The organism is Clostridium sp. LS3, assembly GCF_055330225.1.
On record NZ_CM143921.1, the window covers coordinates 1,165,844 to 1,187,230 of the forward strand.

Here is a 21,387-nt window from a genome sequence, read left to right on the forward strand (position 1 = left end):
ATATTGTATTTACGAACTATATATTGTATAATTTTTTTAAAAGTTTCTATATGGAAACCTTTTAAAAAAATTATAACAACTAAATTACAAAAGTCTAAGGGGGATTTTTAACATGAAAAAAAGAGCAATAGCTTTAGCACTATCAGCGCTTATGATAACTGGTTTAGTAGGTTGTGGCAATAAATCAGATGGAGCAGCAAAAGAAAAGGACTTAAAAGTAGGTATGGTTACTGATGCAGGAACTATAGATGATAAGTCATTTAACCAAGGTACTTGGGAAGGTATAAAGAAGGCACAAACAGATCTAAAAATAGATGCTAATTATTTAAAGCCATCAGGAACAACAGAAGCTGACTATATGAAAGAAATAGGAAATCTTTATGATACAGGATATAAATTTATAGTTACTCCTGGATTTAAATTTGAAACAGCTGTATTTAAAGCACAAGATAAATATAAAGATGCCAAATTTGTAATAATAGATGGTAATCCACATAGTGGAGACTTTAAACCAGTTGTAGCTGATAATACAGTGGCTATATTCTTTGCTGAACAAGAAGCAGGATTCTTAGCTGGTGTTGCAACAGCACTTCAACTAAAAGAAGGAGAACTAGGATTTATAGGTGGTATGGAAATACCAGCACCTCAAAAGTTTAACTGGGGATTCCAACAAGGTGTTAAATATGCTAATGAAAATTTTGGAACAAAAATGAATATAAAGAAAGAGAATGTAGTATATCAAGGATCATTTGATAATGTTGCTGCAGGTCAACAATTAGCTGCAACTATGTTTGATAATGGAGTTAAAGCAATATTTACAGCAGCTGGTGGAGTTGGAGTTGGAGCTATAAATGAAGCTAAAGCTAGAGCTAACGCTGGAAAAGAAGCATGGATAGTAGGTGTTGACGTTGACCAATATGCAGATGGAATTTACAAAGACAATAAATCTGTAGTATTAACTTCAGCTATGAAAATGATAGATACAGCTACTTTTGATATGGTTAAAGATGAGTTAGATGGAAAATTCCAAGGTGGAAAGACTTTAATATTTGATGCTAAAAATGATGGTATTGGTATTCCAAAAGAAAATCCTAATTTAAGTAAAGAAACTTCAGATAAAGTTGCTGAAGTACTTAAACAAATTAAAGACGGAAAGATTACTGTATCAGATAAACAAGGTGATTTAATTAAGTAATTTTATAGAGTTTATATAAAAGAATTAATAACATAGGAAAAGACGGAAGTACCGTCTTTTTCTTATATACACCTAAATTTGTTTAATTTTACAATTTGACAATAAAAAGGAATAGAGATGATGTAATTAAAAATCTTTTAATTAATAAAGGGAGGATACTTAATGAGTTATGTAGTAGAAATGCTTAACATTCGAAAAGAGTTTCCAGGGATTGTAGCAAATGATAATGTAACTTTACAGCTAAAAAGGGGAGAAATCCATGCTCTTTTAGGAGAAAACGGCGCTGGTAAATCTACATTAATGGGAATGTTATTTGGAATGTATCAACCAGAGGCTGGAATAATAAAAGTAAATGGAAAAGAAGTGAAAATTTCTAGTCCGAATGTAGCAAATGATTTAGGAATAGGTATGGTTCATCAGCATTTTAAACTAGTTGAAAACTTTACTGTAACAGAAAATATTATATTAGGTCTTGAACCAAAAAAATTCTTAACAGTTGATGTAAAAAGTGCAGCTAAAAGAATAGACGATTTATCAAAAACTTATGGCTTAAATGTTGACCCATATGCAAAGATAGAAGATATATCTGTCGGTATGCAACAACGTGTTGAAATCTTAAAAATGTTATACAGAAACGCTGATGTGCTTATTTTCGACGAGCCAACGGCAGTTTTAACTCCTCAAGAAATAGAAGACTTAATTGAAATAATGAAAAACCTTATAAAAGAAGGTAAATCAATAATATTAATTACACATAAGCTAAAAGAAATAAAAGCCGCTGCAGATAGATGTACTGTTATAAGAAGAGGTAAATGTATAGGAACAGTTGATGTAAAAACTACTACTGAAGCTGATATGGCAAAAATGATGGTAGGTAGACAAGTATCCTTTAAAGTAGATAAAAAACCTTCAACCCCAGGGGAAGAGGTATTAAGAGTTGAAAATTTATCAGTTAAAAATAATAAAAAAGTATTAGGATTAAAGGACTTTTCTTTAGAAGTAAGAAAAGGAGAAATAGTTGGTATAGCTGGTGTAGAAGGAAATGGACAGACTGAGATAGTTGAAGCTATAACGGGAATGAGAGAAATAGAAAGTGGAGCAATATTCTTTAACGGAAAGGATATTACTAAAACTTCAATAAGAGATAGAATTGATGATGGAATAGCACATATTCCAGAAGATAGACATAAAAGAGGACTAATTCTTGATTATACTATGGAAGATAACATGGTTCTTAAAGTTTATAAAAATGAACCGTTTTCTAAAAATGGACTTATAAATAGAAGTAAAATAACAGAATATGCAAATAACATTATAGAAACCTTTGATGTAAGATCAGGTGAAGGTGGAAAATCTATGGCTAGATCTTTATCAGGTGGGAATCAGCAAAAAGGAATTATTGGACGTGAAGTTCAATCAAATCCAGATTTATTAATAGCTGTTCAACCAACAAGAGGGTTAGATGTAGGATCAATAGAATACATACACAAAAGGCTTGTTGAGCAAAGAGATAGTGGGAAAGCTGTACTTTTAGTATCACTAGAATTAGATGAAGTACTAAATGTTTCAGATAGAATTGCTATTGTTAACAATGGTGAACTAATAGGAGTAGTAAATGCCTCTGAAACAGACGAAAACGAAGTTGGATTAATGATGGCAGGAATAAAGAGAGGTGAAAGCTAATGGAAAAAAATCAAGGTTTAAAATCTGTAATGGCTGTAATCTTAGGTCTTATTGCAGGTGCCATATTAATGGTAATCATGGGATTTAATCCTGTTGAAGGGTACGAGTATTTATTTAAAGGCGGATTAATGAATTTAGAAAGAATAGGTAACACTATAGCTACTGCAACTCCATTAGTGCTTACAGGACTTTCAGTTGCCTTTGCATTTAAAACAGGATTATTTAATATAGGGGCGCCTGGACAAATGCTATTTGGAGGATTTTGTTCAATAGCTGTAGGTTTAACACTGGATTTACCTAAAGCTTTACTTGTTCCTATAGTTGTATTAGTAGGAATTATAGGAGGAGCAGTATGGGCTACAGTTCCAGGATTATTAAAGGCTAAATTCAACGTTCACGAAGTCGTATCATCAATAATGATGAACTGGATAGCTTATTGGATAGTTTACTATAACATTCCAAAATATTTTAAGGGAGAATTCTTAGAAACTGAATCAAGAATGTTACCAGAAACAGCTACTTTAAGAGCTTCTTGGTTATCAAGTATATTTAGTGGATCATATATAAATTTAGGGATTTTCTTAGCAATAATAGCAGTTTTTGTTGTTTGGTTTATATTAAATAAAACAGTTTTAGGATATGAATTAAAAGCTGTTGGATTTAATAGATTTGGAGCAGAATATGCTGGTATGCCTGTTAATAGAAATATAATTATTTCTATGATGATAGCTGGAGCATTATCAGGTCTTGCAGGTGCTATACAATATACAGGTAACGCAAATATAATGCAAATAGGAGTTATGCCAACTCAAGGTTTTGATGGAATAGCAGTTGCATTACTTGGAGCAAGTAACCCTATTGGAGTTTTCTTCTCAGCGTTATTCTTTGGAGTACTATATGTTGGAAAAGGATTTATGAATGCTGCGGTAAAGGTACCACCAGAACTTGCAGACACTATAATGGCAACAATAATTTACTTTGCAGCAACAAGTATGATAATGGATAAAGTAATAAAAAGATTTAAAAAATCAAAAAAAGATGACGATTCAAAAGGTAAAAATAGTTCTGCTGAAAGGGTGGTGGAAAAATAATGTGGAGCATAATACAACAAATTTTTCCATATGCAATTTCTTTTACAGTGCCTCTTTTAATAACAGCGTTAGGAGCACTTTACTGTGAAAGAAGTGGAGTTATAAATATAGGATTAGATGGGCTTATGATAATAGGTTCATTTGCTGGAGCATTAACAGTATCAAAACTACAAGCAAACGGAGTTGCAGGGGCTTTATGGATAGGTCTTTTAGTTGCAACTTTAGCAGGAGTTTTATTTTCCTTATTACATGCATTTGCAAGTATAAACTTAAATGCTAATCAAGTAATTAGTGGTACAGCAATAAATATGATAGCTGGAGCATTAACAGTATTCTTAGCAAGAAATATGACAGGTAGTGGTAATATAAGAGTAACAAATGGATTTATTCCAAAAGATATACCAGTATTATCAAATATACCTGTAATAGGACCACTTTTCTTTACTAAAACTTATGCAACAACATGGCTTGTAATAGCAATTTTAATACTAAGTGTATTCTTATTATATAAAACAAGTTTTGGATTAAGATTAAGAGCTTGTGGGGAACATCCGCAAGCGGCAGCGGCAGCTGGTATAAGCGTATTCAAAATGAGATATATAGGTGTCATGATATCTGGAGGATTATCAGCTTTAGGTGGAGCTATAATATTAGTAACATATTCTGGTGAGTTTAACGGAAATGTTGCTGGTCTTGGATTCCTAGCTTTAGCAGCATTAATATTTGGACAATGGAAACCTATGGGGATACTAGGAGCAACTTTATTCTTCGGATTTGCTTCAACTATAGCAAACGTATCTCAAGTTATACCATCATTAGCATCTATACCAGGTGTATTATTAAAGATTTTCCCATACGTTGTTACTTTAATAGCGTTAGTACTATTCTCTAAATCATCACAAGCTCCAAAGGCTTCTGGTGAACCATTTGATGCTGGTAAGAGATAAATATAAAAAAGGTAAGGAGTTTATAAACTCCTTACCTTTTTTTATATTTATAATCATTTATGGAATTATCTATTGTTATATTAATATTTATTATAGCTAAATAGTTTCTAAAAAATATAAAATATCAATTGTAAGAATAATAAATTTATAATATTTAATATTTTACTTTTAATTAAATATAGTATTAAAGTTAAATTAGAAACCCAATATAAAACTTAATAAAACTTAAAATTTAATATGAAAAACTTAAAATATTGCATATAAGTTTTTTATATGATATATTGTAAATGAGGTGAGATTTATGGATCAAAAACAACGCTTAGTTAAAATATTAGAACTATTAGAACAAAGAGAACAATTATCTCAAGAAGAGTTAGGTAAAATTTTTTCAGTTTCAAAGGATACTGCAAGAAGAGATATTTTACTGCTAACAGAACAAGGATTAGCAGAAAGGTATAGAGGTGGAATCTCTCTTCCATTAATAAAGGCTAAAATTGAAAAGTATTCAGAAAGATTAGTTGTAAACTCCAAAGAAAAAGAACTTATTGCCAGTAAGGCAGCAAGTTTAATAAGAGATAACAATACTGTTTTATTAGATGTATCTACAACAGTAAATTTTATGGCAAAATATATGACTCAAAAAGATCTATTTATTGTTACTCATTCTATTGATAATGCAATATCATTTTCTTCTAGGAATAGAGATAATAAAATATTTCTTCTTGGAGGTTATTTTAATCCAGAATCTCATGTTATGCATGGGTCTTCATTATTGGATCAACTAGGTCAATTTTATTTTGATTATGCATTCATTGGTGCATCAGGAATTAATTCAGAAGGAATTTTTTACTCAGATCTAGAAGATATTAATGTTAAAAAAAGTATTTTTAGTAGTTCTAAAAAGGTTTGTATTGTTTTAGATGAATCAAAATTTAATCAAACCTCATCATTTAAAATAGGATTTGAAGGAATAGATACAATAATTACAAATAAAATTATTCCTTCTTCATTACAAAAAAAAATTAATGAATATAATATTAAATTAATTATTGCAAGTGAGGAGGAATAGATATGAAAACTTTAATTTCAAATGTAAGGGTAATTTTAGGAGAAAAAATAAATAATGTTGATATCTATATTGATGAAGGAAAAATCACATCAATAATTCCCTATAATCAAAATATAGAAGAAAAAATAAATCATCAAGTTATTAAGGGAAATAATAACTTATTAATACCTGGAATGATAGATGTACACATTCATGGTGCAAATAATCATGATATGATGGATGGAACAACTAAAAGTATTCAAGAAGTGTCAAAAAAATGTGCTGAAACTGGATGTACAAGCTTTTTAGCAACTTCTGTAAGTTCTTCACTTGAAGATTTACTTTCTATGATTAGTAGTGTTAAAAAGGTATTAGGAAATGAAGAAGGAGCAAAGATAGTAGGAATTCATTTAGAGGGACCATATTTGAATGTTGAAAAAAAAGGTATGCAAAATCCTAAACATCTAAGACATCCTAATTTAGAGGAAATGGATATTATTTTTAAGGAAGCAGGAGATCTTATAAAAATGGTTACAATTGCTTCAGAGTTACCAGGTGGAATTGAATTAATTCATTACTTAAGAAATAGAAATGTAGTAGTTGCTATTGCACATTCTACTGCAACATATGAAGAAGCAAGAAAGGCTTTTAAAGAAGGGGCATCACATATTACGCATTGTTTTAATGCAATGCCAGCTATTCATCATCGTGAACCAGGATTAGTTACAGCAGCACTAGAAGATGATAATGTAAGTGTGCAAGCTATTGTAGATGGTATACACCTTCATCCAGGAATTATTCGGTTAATGCACAAAGTAAAAGGAGCAGATAGAATGGTTTTAACAACAGATGCTTTACAAGCAATGGGGGTAGGGGATGGAAATTATCTATTTGGAGGACATCATGTAGTTGTTAAGGATGGAGTAGCTAGATTAAAAGATGGTACCTTAGCTTCTAGTACTACAACTATGAATAAATCTCTTAGACTTAGTGTTGAATTTGGAATATCTTTATGTGATAGTGTAAAGATGGCTTCCAAAACTCCTGCTTCAATTTTAAGCTTAAATAATACAGGTGAAATAAAATTAAATTATGATGCAGACTTGGTTTTATTAGATGATAAATATAATGTAATTCAGACATTTATTAAAGGAAAACAATATTTTAAATAAAATATTTAAAGAAGATCTTTACAATGAAAATGGTGAGGATCTTTTCTATTTAAAATGAAATAAAAAAGTAAAATTTTGTTGGAAATTAAAATTTTGTTTCTATAAAGATTATATTAAAAAAGAAATAAGCATATAGATTAAGTGTATTATAAAAATAATTTATAAATCTTTTAAATTAGCAATTAGATAGGTGGGATGTGTAAGGAGGATATATTTATTCAGGTTCTTTCTCGTTATTAAGTTTAACTAGGAATTATTTATTATTTATAGGGGAGTGTATTATTATGACAAATCAAGAAATTGCAAGACAACTGGTAGATTTGCTTGGTGGAAAGGATAATATAAAATCAGTTAGTAATTGTATGACTCGTTGTAGGTTAGAACTTAAGGATTTAACTAAGGTTGATTTAGAATCAATAAAGAAATCTGAGGGAGCTTTAGGAGTAGTAGAGGATAATGGTCAATTACAGGTTATATATGGTTTAGGAAAAGTTAATAAAATTACTGAAGAAGTAAAAAAAATAGTAGGAAAATCATTAGTTATTGGTGAAGAAGCAGTTAAGGAAACAAAAACAAAGCTAAAAGGAAAAAATAATACTCCAGTAAAAAATGCATTAAGAAAATTAGGTAATATATTCATTCCTTTAATTCCTTTATTTGTAGCTTGTGGACTTGTTTTAGCAATAAATAATATATGTAATGTAAGATTTGGGGATGCATATAAAGCAACAACTATAGGACAAATAATAGGGTTAATAGGTGGGGGAGTTTTCTCAATTTTATCTATATTAGTAGGAGTAAATGCTGCTAAGGAATTTGGATCGCAGATGCCTATGATGGGAGGAGTATTAGGAGGTATTCTTTCATCAGGAACACTTGCAAATATAAATCTCTTTGGTAAAGCTTTAACACCAGGTAGAGGAGGAATAATTTCAGTAATCTTAGTAGTTCTATTATCTGTATTTATTGAAAAAGCTTGTAGAAAATATGTTCCTGATGTAGTAGATTTATTTGTAACACCACTAATAACTTTATCAGTATCTGTATTAGCTGCATTATTTATTTTACAACCAGTAGGTGGATTTATTTCAGATGGAATAGGATTTATAGTGGCTCAAACTATTTCTTCAGACAATACTCTAGTATCAGTACTTTCAGGAGCTGTTTCAGGGGCATTGTTTTTACCGCTAGTTATGACTGGAATGCATCAAGCATTGACACCAATACATGCAGACTTAATAGCAAATGCTGGATATACAGTTTTACTTCCAATATTAGCAACAGCAGGGATGGCACAAGTTGGTGCTACTATAGCTGTTTTAGTTAAGACTAAAAATCAAAGATTAAAGAAGACTGCTAAAAATGGATTAATACCAGGATTCTTGGGTATTGGAGAACCTTTAATATACGGAGTAACACTACCTTTAGGAAAGCCTTTCTTGGGAGCTTGTTTAGGTGCTGGAGTTGGTGGTGCTGTTATGGCATTTTTAAAGGTAGGATCAGTGGCTATAGGTGTATCTGGATTACCGTTAGCTTTATTAATAGCAGATGGAAAAATGTTAGTATTTCTTATTGGAGTTTTAGTTTCATATATAGCAGGATATTTATTTACAGTATTGTTAGGCTTTGATGATCCAATAGAAGAGTAAAGAAAAAAATATTAAACTCATTTTGCTTATGTTAAGCAGAGTGAGTTTTTTACTTTCTTTACCTTAAGTTTGTAAGTGGCATATGTAAGTTTGGGGTGACTTGAAGGGGAACGAAGGAATAAGCAAAATTATGTAGGCTCACTTTTTTATTAATAAATTATAAATATTAATGGCGAAAAAAGATAATAATTAGTATAATAGCTATATTAATAATAAGTGAAAACAAAATAGAAATCACAAAAATCGGAATTGATTTATAGAGAATTAGAAACAATAAGAGGTGAACAAATGAGTAATATAAAATCAATTAATAGCAATCAAGCTAAAAAACTAATTAAAGGTAATGAAGATTTGCTGATAATAGATGTTAGAAATCCAAATGAATTTAAAGAATCTAAAATAAGTAATTCTATAAACATACCAGTAGATGAAATAGAGTGGGAAATTGAAGATTTACAAGAATATAAAAATAAACCTATTTTAGTTTATTGTAAGGTGGGAGTAAGAAGTAGCGTTGCTTGTACAATATTAGAAGAGGAAGGATTCACAAATTTATATAATCTAAGAGGTGGAATATTAGATTATAATGAAGATATAGAATAAAATGTATTTTTTATTTTAATTTTTATTTTAATTTTTATTTTAATATAGTATAATATAAGATATAAATGTAAAAAATAAATATTGTAGAAATATTGACAAACAATAAGAACAATGATAAAATAACTGATATATTAAGAAGAAACAGCCGTTTCTCACCTTACGGCAGAGCTTAGTAAGGTAGATAGTTTTGTAATAATTTCTAGTTAAATATAACTAGGTTTTTATAAGTACTAGAGGACGGCAAAATATGTCGTCTATTTTTTTTGTTATGTTTTTATTTAAAATTTTGGAGGTGACCTGGTATAAGTAAGGATTTTACTTGTAATGAAGCTATAAGAGTAAAGGAAGTTAGAGTGATTGATTCAGAAGGTAATCAATTAGGCGTAATTCCAACAAAAGAAGCTCAAAAAATTGCTGAGGAGAAGGAATTAGATTTAGTTATGATTTCTCCAAATGCGAATCCACCAGTATGTAGAGTGATGGATTTAGGGAAGTATATTTATGAGCAAGCAAAGAAAGATAAAGAAGCTAAGAAAAAGCAAAAGGTAACTACTCTTAAGGAAATAAGATGTAGTCTTACAATTGAAGAAAATGATATTGCGATAAAAGCAAAAAATGCTAGAAAGTTTTTATTAGACGGGGATAAAGTTAAAATCACTGTTAGATTTAAAGGAAGAGAAGCACAACTAGGACATATTGGAAAAAAAATATTAGAAAATTTTGTTTCTAAACTAGAAGATGTTTGCATAGTTGAAAAGCCTGCTAAGCATGAAGGCAGAAATATGACAATGGTTGTAGGTCCTAAAAAAGCGTAACTTGAGAGGAGATAAGTATCATGCCAAAAATGAAAACCCACAGAGGTGCAGCAAAGAGATTTAAGAAAACTGGAACTGGAAAGTTAAAAAGAGCTAAGGCTTTTAAGAGTCATATATTAACAAAGAAAAGTTCTAAAAGAAAGAGAAACTTAAGAAAAGCTTCTTATGTTTCAACTACTCAAGAAAAAGCAATGAAGAAATTATTACCATACCTATAATATAGAGGTTTTTAGGAGGATTAAACATGGCAAGAGTTAAAAGAGCGGTAAATTCACGTAAAAATCATAAAAAAGTATTAAAGCTTGCAAAAGGTTATTACGGTGGAAAAAGCAGACTATTCAAGACTGCTAATGAATCAGTAATAAGAGCTTTAAGAAATGCTTATGTTGGAAGAAGATTAAAGAAAAGAGATTTCAGAAGACTTTGGATAGCGAGAATTAATGCAGCTACAAGAATGAATGGACTTTCATATTCAAGATTTATGAATGGACTTAAATTAGCAGGAATAGACATGAACAGAAAGATGTTGTCAGAAATAGCTATAAATGATCCAAAGGCATTTGCTGATTTAGTAGAATTAGCAAAAAATTCAATTAAGTAGTTTAACGCTATTTTAAAAACACCTTAAAATTTTATTTTTAAGGTGTTTTTTACGTACAAAATAAATGATTATTATAATATATAAGAAAATTAACAAAAATGGTGTATTTATTATATAATAGTAGATATAAGATTTATCTACTGTCGAAATAATGGTTTTTAATAAAAGGGGGGATTGAAATGAAAATAGGATTGGTATTATCAGGTGGTGGAGGCAAAGGTGCATATGAGCTCGGAGTCTGGAAGGCATTAAAAGAATTAGGAATTGATAAATACATAAGTGTTTTTTCAGGTACATCAATTGGAGCTTTTAATGCTGTACTTTTTGCACAAGATAATATGAGTTATGCAGAAGCCCTATGGGAAGAGGTAACTATAGATAAACTAATTCCTATTAGTAAGTTTGAGCTCTTTAAAAAAGGCGTAGGACTTATACTTGGTGGGAAAAATTTAAATATAGCCAAAAAGTATATGAATCAAAAAATAGAAGAAGGTGCAGTTTCAAAAGAAGGTGCGAAAGAAATAATAAATAAGTATTTAAATATAAATAAAGTAAAAAAGAATAATAAAATTTGTTATGCAGCTTGTACGGAATTGCCAGATTTTAAAGTTAAATATTTTAAAATAAATGATTTTGATGAAGAATTAGGAAAAGAAATTGTAATTGCATCAGCATCGCTACCACTTATATATGAGCCTACAGAAATATTAGGAAGTAAATATATAGACGGAGGGGTTGCGGATAATACTCCTATACAGCCCGTTTATGGAGAGGGCTGTGATATAATAATAGTAGTATCTTTATCTAAGGAAGCTAGGATTGATAGATATTTGTATCCCAATACTAAAATAATAGATATATATCCAAGAAATCTAAATGAAAGTGTAATTAATGGCACTTTAAACTTAGATGAAGAAGCAAAGAAGAATAGAATAAAAGAAGGATATGAAGATACTATTTCACTTCTAGAACCTATAATGAAGATGACAGAAGTTAAGAATAAACTAGAAGAAGAGAGAAATTTTCCAAGGCTATATAAGATATATGAGTTTATAAAGAGAGCATTGAAAAGCAATAAGGAAAATGACATTAATATAAGCTCATAATTAAAAAAACTGAGATTTTAATTCTCAGTTTTTTTAATACATTAAATTAGAACATTGGTTATACTCATAGGCTAACCCTTCATATATAAATTCCTTATGACTAATATCTAATAAGTCACTAGGTTTTGTAAGAGAAGGAAGCTTATTAGAATCATAAATATTACTTTTAATTAAAAGATGGGATATAAATTCAGAACAAAAGTAATGATTATCTCTTTTTATTGGTCTCTTAATAGCAACACCTATTAATCCAAGCAAACTATATTTATACTTCTTTTGATCTTTCAAAAATTTTTCTAACTCTTCTATTAACAATTCATATTTTTCATCATCTACACTAATTTTATATATAACACATTTACTTTTTTGAAATCTTTTATATACACCATCTTGTAAATTTTCTTCTACTAGCCCTCCAATAAAAGGAATCTGAGGAAAAACTCTTCCAAAGGAATACATTTTATTAAAGGAGTTATCAAAGCTTAATGAAACGTGTACATATTTATCTTTTGTGTAATAGTTGATGCATCTTGCAAGCAATGTACCAGTATTAGAAAATACTAAATATATGTCTTTATTGTTCATATTATAAAATCATCCCCCGATAGTAAAGTAGTATATATAAGATAATTCATATAATTGATTATATAATATAAAGCTTAATTTATCCTTAAGAAAACATAAAGATATACAAATTTTATTAAAAATATTAATAAGTACTGTATTTTTTATTAATATAATATTAATAGGTTTTGTTAAGATAATAAATTTAGTAGAATAAAATAAATAATATTTATTAAATATATATAAACTATAACTATATTAAATAATAAAATAATGTAATTTACAAATGTAAATTTTACAATAGTATATTATACGAGAGGTGATTATTTGAAAAAAAATGCCATGCAAAGAGATTTTAAAAAATTAAAATCTCAAATAAATCAAATAGAAGAAATAGCTCATAACTCAAAAGTTGGTGCTTTAATTGAGCAGGAGTCCTCATTAAGGAAAAAGATAAGACAACTTAAAGATATGGAAAATGAAGGGTTTAAGGAGTTTTCAGACATATATGAAAGATATGAAGAATTATTAGAACATGTATCTAAAAGATTATTAGAGGACTATAATAAAAAAAATAATACAGATTTTGATTTTTATCAAGTAATAAGAGGTAATTATAATAGCTTTATAAACTCAGGATTTATGTCTGTTTTAACTAAGCAGCATATACCAAAGTTAATTTCTAAGGAGTTTGAAGAAAACTTTCCTGATAATCCTAAAGATGAATATAAGTTAGCTAGAAACATAAAGAGAAAAATTCATGTTCATTTGGGTGAAACTAATACAGGAAAAACTTATACAGCAATGGAGAGATTAAAAGTTGCTAAAAATGGTGTTTATTTATCTCCACTTAGAATTCTTGCTTTAGAAAATTACGAAAAATTAAATAGCCATGGTGTTATTTGTAATCTTCTAACAGGAGAAGAAGAAATATTAAAAGAAGGAGCTACACATACTTCATGTACAATAGAAAAAGTTGATTTAAAAAGAGAGTATGATATAGCAATTATTGATGAAATTCAAATGATTGATGATGCACAAAGGGGAGCAGCGTGGACAAGAGCCTTGCTTGGACTTAGGTGTAATGAAATTCATATTTGTGGAGCCTTAAATGCAAAAAGAATAGTGGAAAAGATAATAGAAGAGTGCAATGATGAATATGAATTTAAGGATTATAAAAGAAGCATACCATTAGAAGTTCAAGATAAAAATTTTACTCATAATGATGTAGAAGAAGGGGATGCAATAGTAGTATTCTCTAAGAAAAAAGTATTGCAAATTGCAGAGCAGTATTCAGGTTTTGGAATAAAGAGTAGCATAATTTATGGAGACCTTCCGCCAGAAGTTAGACGAAAGCAATATGATATGTTTATAAATAAAGAAAACAAGGTCCTTATAACTACTGATGCTATAGGGATGGGAGTAAATTTACCTATAAAAAGAATAGTATTTTTAGATATTCAAAAATTTGATGGAGAAGAAATAAGACCACTTACATCACAAGAGGTAAAACAAGTAGCTGGAAGAGCAGGAAGAAAAGGAATATACGAGGTTGGATATGTAGCGACTGTAAGAGATAATCAAAAATTTATAAAAGACAAATTAGAGGAAAAGGACAGAATAATAACTGAAGCTGTTTTAGGACCTTCAGAGGCTATTTTAAATATTAAAAGTTTACCACTAAATGAAAAGTTAGCTCTATGGGCTACTAGAGAAGATACTTTAGATTATTATAGGAAGATGGATATAAATGAGTATCTGATAATATTAGAAAATATAAAAAGATATAAACTTAAAGAAGAAATTCAATGGAACTTATTAAAGATACCATTTGATATATCAAAAGATGAGCTTATGAATACTTTTTTAGATTATGTAGAAGAATTATTTGTTATAAAAAATAAGATTATAACAAGGCCTCAGTGCTTCAAAGGCAATTTAGATGAATTAGAGTGTTATTATCAAAAAATAAATATGTATTACTCATTTTGTAAGATATTTAATTTAGATTTTGATTTTAAGTGGATATATGAGGAAAGAATTAAAGTAAGTAATGATATTAATGAAATATTAGTTAGGATCTAATTAAAAATAGCTATATGAAAATTGATTTTATTTATCAATTTCATATAGCTACTTTTTATTGTTTAATTACTTTGTTTCTCCTTAGCAATAGGGACAATGATAATAAAAGACAAATTAATTCTGAAACTAATGTAGCAATCCATATACCTGTATCTCCGAAATAATGGGATAAGAAAAATAAAGCTATAGAAATAAATATAAGTCCTCTAGCAATAGATATTATGGTTGCCTTAAAAGCCTCTTCTATAGAAGCAAAATATCCAGATATCAATATATTAAATCCAAGCACTAAAAATGCGCTTGAAAATAGACGAAATGCCCAAACAGAATATATATATGTAAAGGATGAAGGATCTTTTATAAATATATAGACAATTTCATTAGCAAAAAGAATACATATTGAAAAGATTACTATTGAAGATATAGCAACTACTTTTAAACTCATTTTTATTAATTTCTTTATGATATTAAATTCTTCTTTTCCATAATAATAGCTACATAATGGTTGAATTCCTTGTGTTATTGCTATCATAGTCATTATAACTAAAGTGCTGACATAGCATATTATACTATAAGTAACAATACCATTTTCTCCAATATGGCGAAGTATAGTTTGGTTAAAAAGCAATATAACTATACCAGAAGTTAGCTCTGTTACTGCATCTGGAAACCCAATTGATAATATTCTTTTTAAGTATTTTATATTTAATTTAAATTTAGTTAAGGTTAGTTTAGATTTTTTACTCATAAAATGTGAAAAAAAGAATATAAAGGATACCCCTTGGGATATAATAGTTGCATAAGCTGCACCCTTGATTCCAAGATTTAGAATAATAACAAATAAAAAATCCAAAACTATATTGGTAAGAGCTGAAATTAACATACCTATAATTGCTAAATGAGGATATCCATCAGCTTTTGTTAAAACTTCTAAACAATATGATACAATAAAAAATCCATTAAAGGTTATAATTATTTTTAAGTAATCTTTAACTAGGTTAAAGTTGTTTTCAGTAGCGCCTAAAAATAATGATATACTATCAATATTAATTAAACATAATAATGTTATTATTAAAGAAACTATAAGCATACAAAATAAATTAAAGGAAAATATCTCATTAGCTTTATTTATATTATTTTTTCCAAGATAAATTGAAATTATAGTAGAAACACCTGTTGAAAATAACATGGATATAGCAAAAATAAAATTTACAAAAGGCATGGCTATATTTACAGCGGCAAGAGCAGTTTCACCAACACCTCTGCTTACAAATATACCATCTACCATTGTATATAATGAAAAAATCCACATTGCAGTAACAGATGGAACTAGAAATTTTAAAAATTGTTTTTTTAAAGAAACATTACTATTCATACGACTCTCCTTTGTTGTCTATTAATATAAGTTAATTATAACAGTAAATTATGGTATAATGGGAATATAAGGGGAGTTTTTATAAAATAGAGGATTAAAGAGTTTAACTTTGAAAGGAAGATATAAATGATATATAGGTTTAAGTTTGATGAAAAAGAATATTCTTTAGGAGAAGATAACTTAGAGTATTTTGCTAATGATGAAAATGAGGAATTAAAAGATATTGATGAAAACAAAATATTAGAATTACTTACAAATAGTAATGAAGTAGAGTTTGAAAAAGCATATTATGAAAACTGTTGTAGTAATTGCAAGGCTGGAAAAGAGGAAAAGAAAAAGGCATTTGATTTTTTAGAGGTTCACTTTTATGTCTATGGAAAAAATAATAAATATGTTACGAGTAGTATAGATGATGAATATGATAAAAAGTCTTTTACTAGATTAAATAGAGAAGGAATTGTAGATAAAAGCTATTTAGTAACTGTTATGGTATGTAAAAACTGTGGAACATATGCAATAGAAATTGAAGAGTTTGAAGTTTAAATTAGAAAACAAATAAATAATGTATTAAAATTATTTAAGGGTATAAAATACTTTTGAAAGGATGTGTTTTATATGCCAAGAAACTCAGAAACAAGAACTCCAATGCAAAAAGGAGAAAGAAGAAGAAGACTACATAAAAATCAAAATAATGTAGGAAATGATAAAAATCAAAGTGAATATAGAGATTTTGACGGAAATCCAATAAAATAGTTTCATGCTTAACTTTAAAAAGGATAAAGATTTAATGCTTTATCCTTTTTCTTATATATAATAATTAAAATATAATTATATTTAATATAAATTAGCAATATTAGAGTTGAATATGGTAATATTTAACTAATAAATAATAAATAGGAGTGTATTATGAAAAGAAAAATAGATTTAATAATAGGAGTCTTTTTGGTTATATATGTAATTTGTATAAATTTATTTTTAGGAAAAATTAGTTTTAGTGAAGTGTTTTTTGTATTAGGAGTTGCATTAATTATGTATCATTATACTAAAAAACAAATTAAGGAATATATAAAGTCTAAAAAAATAATTAAAAATTTATTTATTATAGTTAAATATTGCATAGTAGGATTTTTATTAATATTTATAATTATTGAGACGGCAATAGTAGTGTTTCCTAAGAAAAATAAAAGCTATTCAAGTTATGTAATTGTCTTAGGGGCTGGTGTTAAAGGAGAGACACCTAGTCTTACATTAAGGCAAAGATTAGATAAAACTATTGAATATATAAATAAGCAAGATAAAAAAACTAATATAATAGTTTCTGGGGGACAAGGAAGAGGCGAAGATATTTCAGAGGCAGAAGCAATGAAAAGATATTTAGTAGATAAGGGAATAGATGAAAATATAATAATAATGGAAAATCAATCTACGAGTACAAATGAGAATTTAATGTTTTCTAAAAAGATATTAGAAGAAAATAGTAATAAAAATATATCAGATTTAGATATAAAGATAATAACATCAGATTTTCATGCTTTTAGAAGTAACATGATAGGCAAAAAGTTAGGGTATAATAATATTAGTTTTTATACTAATAAGACACTACCAGCACTAATTCCTGTTATGTATTCTAGAGAGTTTTTAGCTGTAGTGAAGTCTTATTTAATTGATATAAGAAAATAGTATTTATAAGTATTTGTAAAAAAATTCTAGAGGTGAATTTGGTTTTTTGTAGAATAGTAGAAGTAGTAGGTTAATATGATCTTTTGATTAATTTTTATATCACCTTTAATCACATATTAATATCAAATATATAATATAAGTATTTAGACTTAAGGGGGAACAATAATGGCTAAAATTACTGAGTGCTCAATAATAATTAAAGATGATTTCAATAATGTATTTATAGTTCAAAGAAAAACTAAAAAAAATGAACCTAAGTTATGGTACATTATTGCTAGAAAACTAAGAGGTAAAGAAACAGCAGAAAAATGTATCTCACGTGCTATTAAAGAAGATTTAAAATCAATAGTTTTTAACTTAGAACAATTATCAGAAGAATTAAATGAAGAATTAGTATCTTTACTTTATAAAGGAGAGATAAAGGAAAGAATAACATATGGTAATGATATAGTTGAAGGAAGATGGATATCTTTAGATGAAGTTGATCAATATGAGTTTGCTCCAGGTGAGAGAGAAAAACTTTTAATATATTATGATAAATAAAGAATAAAAGAGTTATGAGGCTTTATCATAACTCTTTTACTAGTTTATATATTAAGCAATTCTATTGACATCATAAACTGGAATAATTATCATATAAATAATAAGACTAATATAAATTCATTTGTTTAGAGAAAGTCTTTATTCGTTTGTTTTTATATTTGTTTTAATACTTTTTTAAATTAATAAACATGATCTAACAAAAAAGAGAAATCTGATTTGAAAGAAAGTGGTAGGTATATATTAATAATAAAAGTTATAAATTAAGTTATAGAAAAACTTAGTTTATATTTATTGTTGTTATAATTTTTATTATTAATATACAAAGCTTATTTTCTTTTAATAAGGAAAATAAGCTTTTTTTACTTTTAAATTAAAGGAGAAAGATCAAATTATGAAAATAGGGGTAATAAGTGCAATTTTAGAAGAACCAAGCAAGTGTAATGCTGAATTTAATGATGTCATTTCAGGTTTTAGAGGAAACATTAGAGGAAGAATGGGGATTCCATTAGAAGAGGGAATATCTATTGTATCCATAGTAGTTATAGGGGAGATAAATGAAATTAATAGTTTAACTGGAAAATTAGGTAATATTGATGGAGTAACTGTAAAAACAGCTATTAGTAAGAAAGAAATGTAATAATATAATTTTTAGTAAATATTAAAAAATAAAATATTTTGGATAGTGCTATTAATAGCAATTGGAGGGTTGTATATGCATGTTAAATGTATTATAGATAAACTTTATAAGTTTAATAATGCTAGCAAAGAGGAGCTTATTTTCTTATTAGATAATTTAAATGAAGAAGATAAAGTTTATTTGCTTCAAAAGTCGCATGAGACTAGAATGAGGACTTATGGTGATAAGGTCTATTTGAGGGGAATTATTGAGTTTACGAATTTTTGTAAAAAGAATTGTGTGTATTGTGGAATAAGAAGAAGCAACAAAAATGCAGATAGATATAGATTAACAACTGAAGAAATTATGGAATGTGTGGAAATAGGTGATAGATTAGGATATAAAACATATGTGTTGCAAGGGGGGGAAGATGATTATTTTACTGACGATAAAATGGTAGAGATAATAAAATTGATTAAAAATAAGTATCCAAATAATGCTATCACTTTATCTTTAGGAGAAAGAAGCTATGAATCATATAAAAAGATGTTTGAAGCAGGTGCAGACAGATACTTACTTAGACATGAAACTGCAACTAAGGAATTATATGAAGAATTACATCCAGGTGCTAGTTTTGAAGAAAGAAGAGAATGTTTAAGAAATCTAAAAGAAATAGGGTATCAAGTAGGGGCTGGTTTTATGGTTGAGCTTCCAAAGCAAACTAATGAAGATTTAGTTAATGATTTATTGTTTGTTAAAGAATTAGAACCTCATATGTGTGGAATAGGCCCATTCATACCACATAAAGATACTCCTCTTAAAGAAGAAAAGGCTGGAACTGTTGAAAAAACAACTACGCTGTTGGCTTTAATAAGATTATTATTACCAGAGGTATTACTCCCATCTACAACTTCACTTGGAAGTATTGATCCAACAGGTAGAGAAAAGGGAATAAAGGCTGGAGGAAATGTAGTTATGCCAAATCTCTCTCCAACAAGTGTAAGAGAAAAGTATTCACTTTATGATGGGAAGATATGTACAGGAGATGAAGCAGCAGAATGTAGAAAGTGCATAGAAGGAAGAATAAATAGATCTGGATTTAAGGTTGAAGTAACAAGAGGTGACAATATGGCTTGGAAAAAAGAAAATGGATATAAAATAGAAGAGAAGCCTATTACAGAAAATATACAAATAATTAAATTAAATAAATAATTTATAGATTATAGGGGTGTTTTATATGTTTATTGATCATGAATGCATTGAAAGAATTTTAGAAGAAGCAAAAGGTGCAAGAAGAGAAGAAATACAAGCTGTTTTAGAAAGAGCTAAAAAAAGAGAAGGATTGTCTTATGAAGATATAGCAGTATTACTTCAAGCTGAAAATGAAGATGACTTAAAAGAAATATACAAATTAGCAGGAGAAATTAAAGATTCTATTTATGGTAAAAGAGTTGTAATATTTGCTCCTTTATATGTTAGTAACTATTGTGTAAATAATTGTGTTTATTGTGGATATAAGAAATGTAATTCATTTGCAAGAAGAAAGTTAACTATGGAAGAAGTAGCAGAAGAGGTTAGAATATTAGAAAAAATGGGACATAAAAGGCTTGCATTGGAATTAGGAGAAGATCCAGTTAATGCGCCAATAGAATATGTATTAGAATGTTTAGATACTATTTACAAAACACAAAATGACAATGGAGAAATAAGAAGAGTTAATGTTAATATAGCAGCAACTACAGTAGAAGAATATAAGAAGCTAAAGGAAGCTAAAATAGGTACTTATATATTATTCCAAGAAACATACCATAAGCCAACTTACGAAAAAATGCATCCAAAATCATTAAAGGGAGATTACAATTATCACACTACAGCTTTTGATAGAGCTATGGAAGCTGGAATTGATGATGTTGGTGGAGGAGTATTATTTGGACTAGCTGATCCTAAGTTTGAAGTTTTAGGACTTATGATGCATAATAGGCACTTAGAAGAAAAATTTGGAGTAGGATTCCACACTATATCAATGCCAAGGCTAAAGCCAGCTGAAGGAATGAGTTTAGAGGAATTTCCTAACTTAATCGATGATGAAATGTTTAAAAAGCTAGTTGCTATAATAAGAATTGCTGTTCCATTTACAGGAATAATAATGTCTACTAGAGAAACAGCAGAAATGAGAAGAGAAGTCTTAAAATATGGTGTATCTCAAGTAAGTGCAGGTTCAAGTACTGGAGTTGGTGGATATAAAGAAAGAGAAGAAGGAAAGGAAGTTCTTCAATTTAAGACTGCAGATGAAAGAACACCTTTAGAAGTTCTTAAGTCAATCTTAGATGATGGATATATACCAAGTTATTGCACAGCTTGTTATAGAAAAGGAAGAACTGGAGAAAGGTTTATGAGACTTGCAAAATCAGGTCAAATACAAAATGTATGTGAGCCTAATGCTATGATGACTTTATTAGAATTTGCATTAGATTATGGTGATAAAGAAATACTAAAAAAAGCAGAAGCTGTTATTGAAAATGAAGCAGAGAGAATAAAGAGAGAGGATATTAAAAAGCTATTAAAAAACAACTTAGAAAAACTTAAAGATGGTGAAAGAGATTTATATCTATAG

At 28.3% G+C, this 21,387-nt stretch carries 22 protein-coding genes; 20 read left to right on the plus strand and 2 right to left on the minus strand.

From position 1 onward, the window contains the following. The first annotated feature begins 112 nt into the window (after positions 1–112). The 12 genes from ACZJV1_RS05280 to ACZJV1_RS05335 all read left to right on the plus strand — a co-directional run bounded on the left by ACZJV1_RS05280 (position 113) and on the right by ACZJV1_RS05335 (position 11,910). Positions 113–1,195 (plus strand): BMP family lipoprotein, encoded by a 1,083-nt coding sequence (locus ACZJV1_RS05280; RefSeq protein WP_463651668.1) that lies wholly within the window; start codon positions 113–115, stop codon positions 1,193–1,195. A gap of 162 nt (positions 1,196–1,357) precedes the next feature. Next, positions 1,358–2,878 (plus strand): ABC transporter ATP-binding protein, encoded by a 1,521-nt coding sequence (locus tag ACZJV1_RS05285; RefSeq protein ID WP_463651669.1) that lies wholly within the window; start codon positions 1,358–1,360, stop codon positions 2,876–2,878. Further along, entirely contained in the window at positions 2,878–3,969 is a 1,092-nt protein-coding gene (locus tag ACZJV1_RS05290) for an ABC transporter permease (RefSeq protein ID WP_463650856.1), read from the plus strand. Before ACZJV1_RS05285 ends, ACZJV1_RS05290 begins: the two co-directional genes overlap by 1 nt. Then, positions 3,969–4,916 carry an ABC transporter permease gene (locus ACZJV1_RS05295; protein WP_411169004.1) on the plus strand — a complete coding sequence of 316 codons (948 nt, stop codon included), beginning with the start codon at positions 3,969–3,971 and terminating at the stop codon, positions 4,914–4,916. The genes ACZJV1_RS05290 and ACZJV1_RS05295 overlap by 1 nt, the downstream gene beginning before the upstream one ends. A 301-nt stretch (positions 4,917–5,217) precedes the next feature. Then, a complete protein-coding gene (locus ACZJV1_RS05300) occupies positions 5,218–5,985 on the plus strand; it encodes a DeoR/GlpR family DNA-binding transcription regulator (protein WP_463651670.1) in 768 nt (255 codons plus the stop codon). A gap of 2 nt (positions 5,986–5,987) precedes the next feature. After that, positions 5,988–7,136, plus strand: coding sequence for an N-acetylglucosamine-6-phosphate deacetylase (gene nagA, locus ACZJV1_RS05305; protein WP_463651671.1), 1,149 nt, complete (start codon positions 5,988–5,990; stop codon positions 7,134–7,136). A gap of 284 nt (positions 7,137–7,420) precedes the next feature. Then, on the plus strand, positions 7,421–8,785 hold the full coding sequence (locus ACZJV1_RS05310; protein WP_411170206.1) for a PTS transporter subunit EIIC: 1,365 nt from the start codon (positions 7,421–7,423) through the stop codon (positions 8,783–8,785). A 288-nt stretch (positions 8,786–9,073) separates the two neighbouring features. Further along, the gene (locus ACZJV1_RS05315; RefSeq protein WP_322395073.1) at positions 9,074–9,388 is read left to right on the plus strand and encodes a rhodanese-like domain-containing protein; all 315 of its coding nucleotides are present in this window, start codon (positions 9,074–9,076) and stop codon (positions 9,386–9,388) included. 302 nt (positions 9,389–9,690) lie between these two features. Beyond that, positions 9,691–10,203, plus strand: a complete 513-nt coding sequence (gene infC, locus ACZJV1_RS05320) for a translation initiation factor IF-3 (RefSeq protein ID WP_460288198.1) — start codon at positions 9,691–9,693, stop codon at positions 10,201–10,203. Between the two features lie 20 nt (positions 10,204–10,223). Next, complete coding sequence (gene rpmI, locus ACZJV1_RS05325; protein ID WP_287597226.1) at positions 10,224–10,421, plus strand: 50S ribosomal protein L35; 198 nt, start codon at positions 10,224–10,226, stop codon at positions 10,419–10,421. 26 nt (positions 10,422–10,447) lie between these two features. After that, positions 10,448–10,804: a 50S ribosomal protein L20 gene (gene rplT, locus ACZJV1_RS05330; RefSeq protein ID WP_322382400.1), complete on the plus strand. Its 357-nt coding sequence runs from the start codon at positions 10,448–10,450 to the stop codon at positions 10,802–10,804. 179 nt (positions 10,805–10,983) lie between these two features. Next, complete coding sequence (locus tag ACZJV1_RS05335; RefSeq protein WP_460288183.1) at positions 10,984–11,910, plus strand: patatin-like phospholipase family protein; 927 nt, start codon at positions 10,984–10,986, stop codon at positions 11,908–11,910. Positions 11,911–11,943: 33 nt separating this feature from the next. On the opposite strand, the gene ACZJV1_RS05340 is transcribed toward ACZJV1_RS05335, so the two are convergent. Further along, the gene (locus ACZJV1_RS05340; RefSeq protein WP_460288181.1) at positions 11,944–12,495 is read right to left on the minus strand and encodes a hypothetical protein; all 552 of its coding nucleotides are present in this window, start codon (positions 12,493–12,495) and stop codon (positions 11,944–11,946) included. A 306-nt stretch (positions 12,496–12,801) separates the two neighbouring features. On the opposite strand from ACZJV1_RS05340, the gene ACZJV1_RS05345 reads away from it, so the two are divergent. Next, entirely contained in the window at positions 12,802–14,559 is a 1,758-nt protein-coding gene (locus ACZJV1_RS05345; RefSeq protein WP_460288180.1) for an SUV3 family DEAD/DEAH box RNA helicase, read from the plus strand. 55 nt (positions 14,560–14,614) lie between these two features. On the opposite strand, the gene ACZJV1_RS05350 is transcribed toward ACZJV1_RS05345, so the two are convergent. Beyond that, positions 14,615–15,934 (minus strand): MATE family efflux transporter, encoded by a 1,320-nt coding sequence (locus ACZJV1_RS05350; protein ID WP_463651672.1) that lies wholly within the window; start codon positions 15,932–15,934, stop codon positions 14,615–14,617. Positions 15,935–16,060: 126 nt separating this feature from the next. Between ACZJV1_RS05350 and ACZJV1_RS05355 the strand changes: the two genes are divergently transcribed. From ACZJV1_RS05355 to hydG, 7 genes are all read left to right on the plus strand, one after another. Beyond that, positions 16,061–16,477, plus strand: coding sequence for a DUF3785 family protein (locus ACZJV1_RS05355; protein ID WP_460288175.1), 417 nt, complete (start codon positions 16,061–16,063; stop codon positions 16,475–16,477). A gap of 72 nt (positions 16,478–16,549) precedes the next feature. Then, entirely contained in the window at positions 16,550–16,687 is a 138-nt protein-coding gene (locus tag ACZJV1_RS05360; RefSeq protein WP_411170212.1) for a clostri-philic family protein, read from the plus strand. Positions 16,688–16,840: 153 nt separating this feature from the next. After that, positions 16,841–17,614, plus strand: coding sequence for a YdcF family protein (locus ACZJV1_RS05365; RefSeq protein ID WP_460288173.1), 774 nt, complete (start codon positions 16,841–16,843; stop codon positions 17,612–17,614). 165 nt (positions 17,615–17,779) lie between these two features. Continuing rightward, positions 17,780–18,157 (plus strand): NUDIX hydrolase, encoded by a 378-nt coding sequence (locus ACZJV1_RS05370; RefSeq protein WP_460288171.1) that lies wholly within the window; start codon positions 17,780–17,782, stop codon positions 18,155–18,157. A gap of 391 nt (positions 18,158–18,548) precedes the next feature. Then, complete coding sequence (locus ACZJV1_RS05375) at positions 18,549–18,794, plus strand: TM1266 family iron-only hydrogenase system putative regulator (protein ID WP_460288169.1); 246 nt, start codon at positions 18,549–18,551, stop codon at positions 18,792–18,794. A gap of 75 nt (positions 18,795–18,869) precedes the next feature. Beyond that, positions 18,870–19,985, plus strand: coding sequence for a [FeFe] hydrogenase H-cluster radical SAM maturase HydE (gene hydE, locus ACZJV1_RS05380; RefSeq protein ID WP_460288167.1), 1,116 nt, complete (start codon positions 18,870–18,872; stop codon positions 19,983–19,985). A 25-nt stretch (positions 19,986–20,010) separates the two neighbouring features. Then, on the plus strand, positions 20,011–21,387 hold the full coding sequence (gene hydG / locus ACZJV1_RS05385) for a [FeFe] hydrogenase H-cluster radical SAM maturase HydG (RefSeq protein ID WP_463651673.1): 1,377 nt from the start codon (positions 20,011–20,013) through the stop codon (positions 21,385–21,387).

Bases quoted from the DNA above. Each gene is read 5' to 3' on its own strand.
- ACZJV1_RS05280 (WP_463651668.1), top strand. From the start codon at position 113: ATGAAAAAAAGAGCAATAGCTTTAGCACTATCAGCGCTTATGATAACT.
- ACZJV1_RS05285 (WP_463651669.1), top strand. From the start codon at position 1,358: ATGAGTTATGTAGTAGAAATGCTTAACATTCGAAAAGAGTTTCCAGGG.
- ACZJV1_RS05290 (WP_463650856.1), top strand. From the start codon at position 2,878: ATGGAAAAAAATCAAGGTTTAAAATCTGTAATGGCTGTAATCTTAGGT.
- ACZJV1_RS05295 (WP_411169004.1), top strand. From the start codon at position 3,969: ATGTGGAGCATAATACAACAAATTTTTCCATATGCAATTTCTTTTACA.
- ACZJV1_RS05300 (WP_463651670.1), top strand. From the start codon at position 5,218: ATGGATCAAAAACAACGCTTAGTTAAAATATTAGAACTATTAGAACAA.
- nagA (WP_463651671.1), top strand. From the start codon at position 5,988: ATGAAAACTTTAATTTCAAATGTAAGGGTAATTTTAGGAGAAAAAATA.
- ACZJV1_RS05310 (WP_411170206.1), top strand. From the start codon at position 7,421: ATGACAAATCAAGAAATTGCAAGACAACTGGTAGATTTGCTTGGTGGA.
- ACZJV1_RS05315 (WP_322395073.1), top strand. From the start codon at position 9,074: ATGAGTAATATAAAATCAATTAATAGCAATCAAGCTAAAAAACTAATT.
- rpmI (WP_287597226.1), top strand. From the start codon at position 10,224: ATGCCAAAAATGAAAACCCACAGAGGTGCAGCAAAGAGATTTAAGAAA.
- rplT (WP_322382400.1), top strand. From the start codon at position 10,448: ATGGCAAGAGTTAAAAGAGCGGTAAATTCACGTAAAAATCATAAAAAA.
- ACZJV1_RS05335 (WP_460288183.1), top strand. From the start codon at position 10,984: ATGAAAATAGGATTGGTATTATCAGGTGGTGGAGGCAAAGGTGCATAT.
- ACZJV1_RS05340 (WP_460288181.1), bottom strand. From the start codon at position 12,495: ATGAACAATAAAGACATATATTTAGTATTTTCTAATACTGGTACATTG.
- ACZJV1_RS05350 (WP_463651672.1), bottom strand. From the start codon at position 15,934: ATGAATAGTAATGTTTCTTTAAAAAAACAATTTTTAAAATTTCTAGTT.
- ACZJV1_RS05355 (WP_460288175.1), top strand. From the start codon at position 16,061: ATGATATATAGGTTTAAGTTTGATGAAAAAGAATATTCTTTAGGAGAA.
- ACZJV1_RS05360 (WP_411170212.1), top strand. From the start codon at position 16,550: ATGCCAAGAAACTCAGAAACAAGAACTCCAATGCAAAAAGGAGAAAGA.
- ACZJV1_RS05365 (WP_460288173.1), top strand. From the start codon at position 16,841: ATGAAAAGAAAAATAGATTTAATAATAGGAGTCTTTTTGGTTATATAT.
- ACZJV1_RS05370 (WP_460288171.1), top strand. From the start codon at position 17,780: ATGGCTAAAATTACTGAGTGCTCAATAATAATTAAAGATGATTTCAAT.
- ACZJV1_RS05375 (WP_460288169.1), top strand. From the start codon at position 18,549: ATGAAAATAGGGGTAATAAGTGCAATTTTAGAAGAACCAAGCAAGTGT.
- hydE (WP_460288167.1), top strand. From the start codon at position 18,870: ATGCATGTTAAATGTATTATAGATAAACTTTATAAGTTTAATAATGCT.
- hydG (WP_463651673.1), top strand. From the start codon at position 20,011: ATGTTTATTGATCATGAATGCATTGAAAGAATTTTAGAAGAAGCAAAA.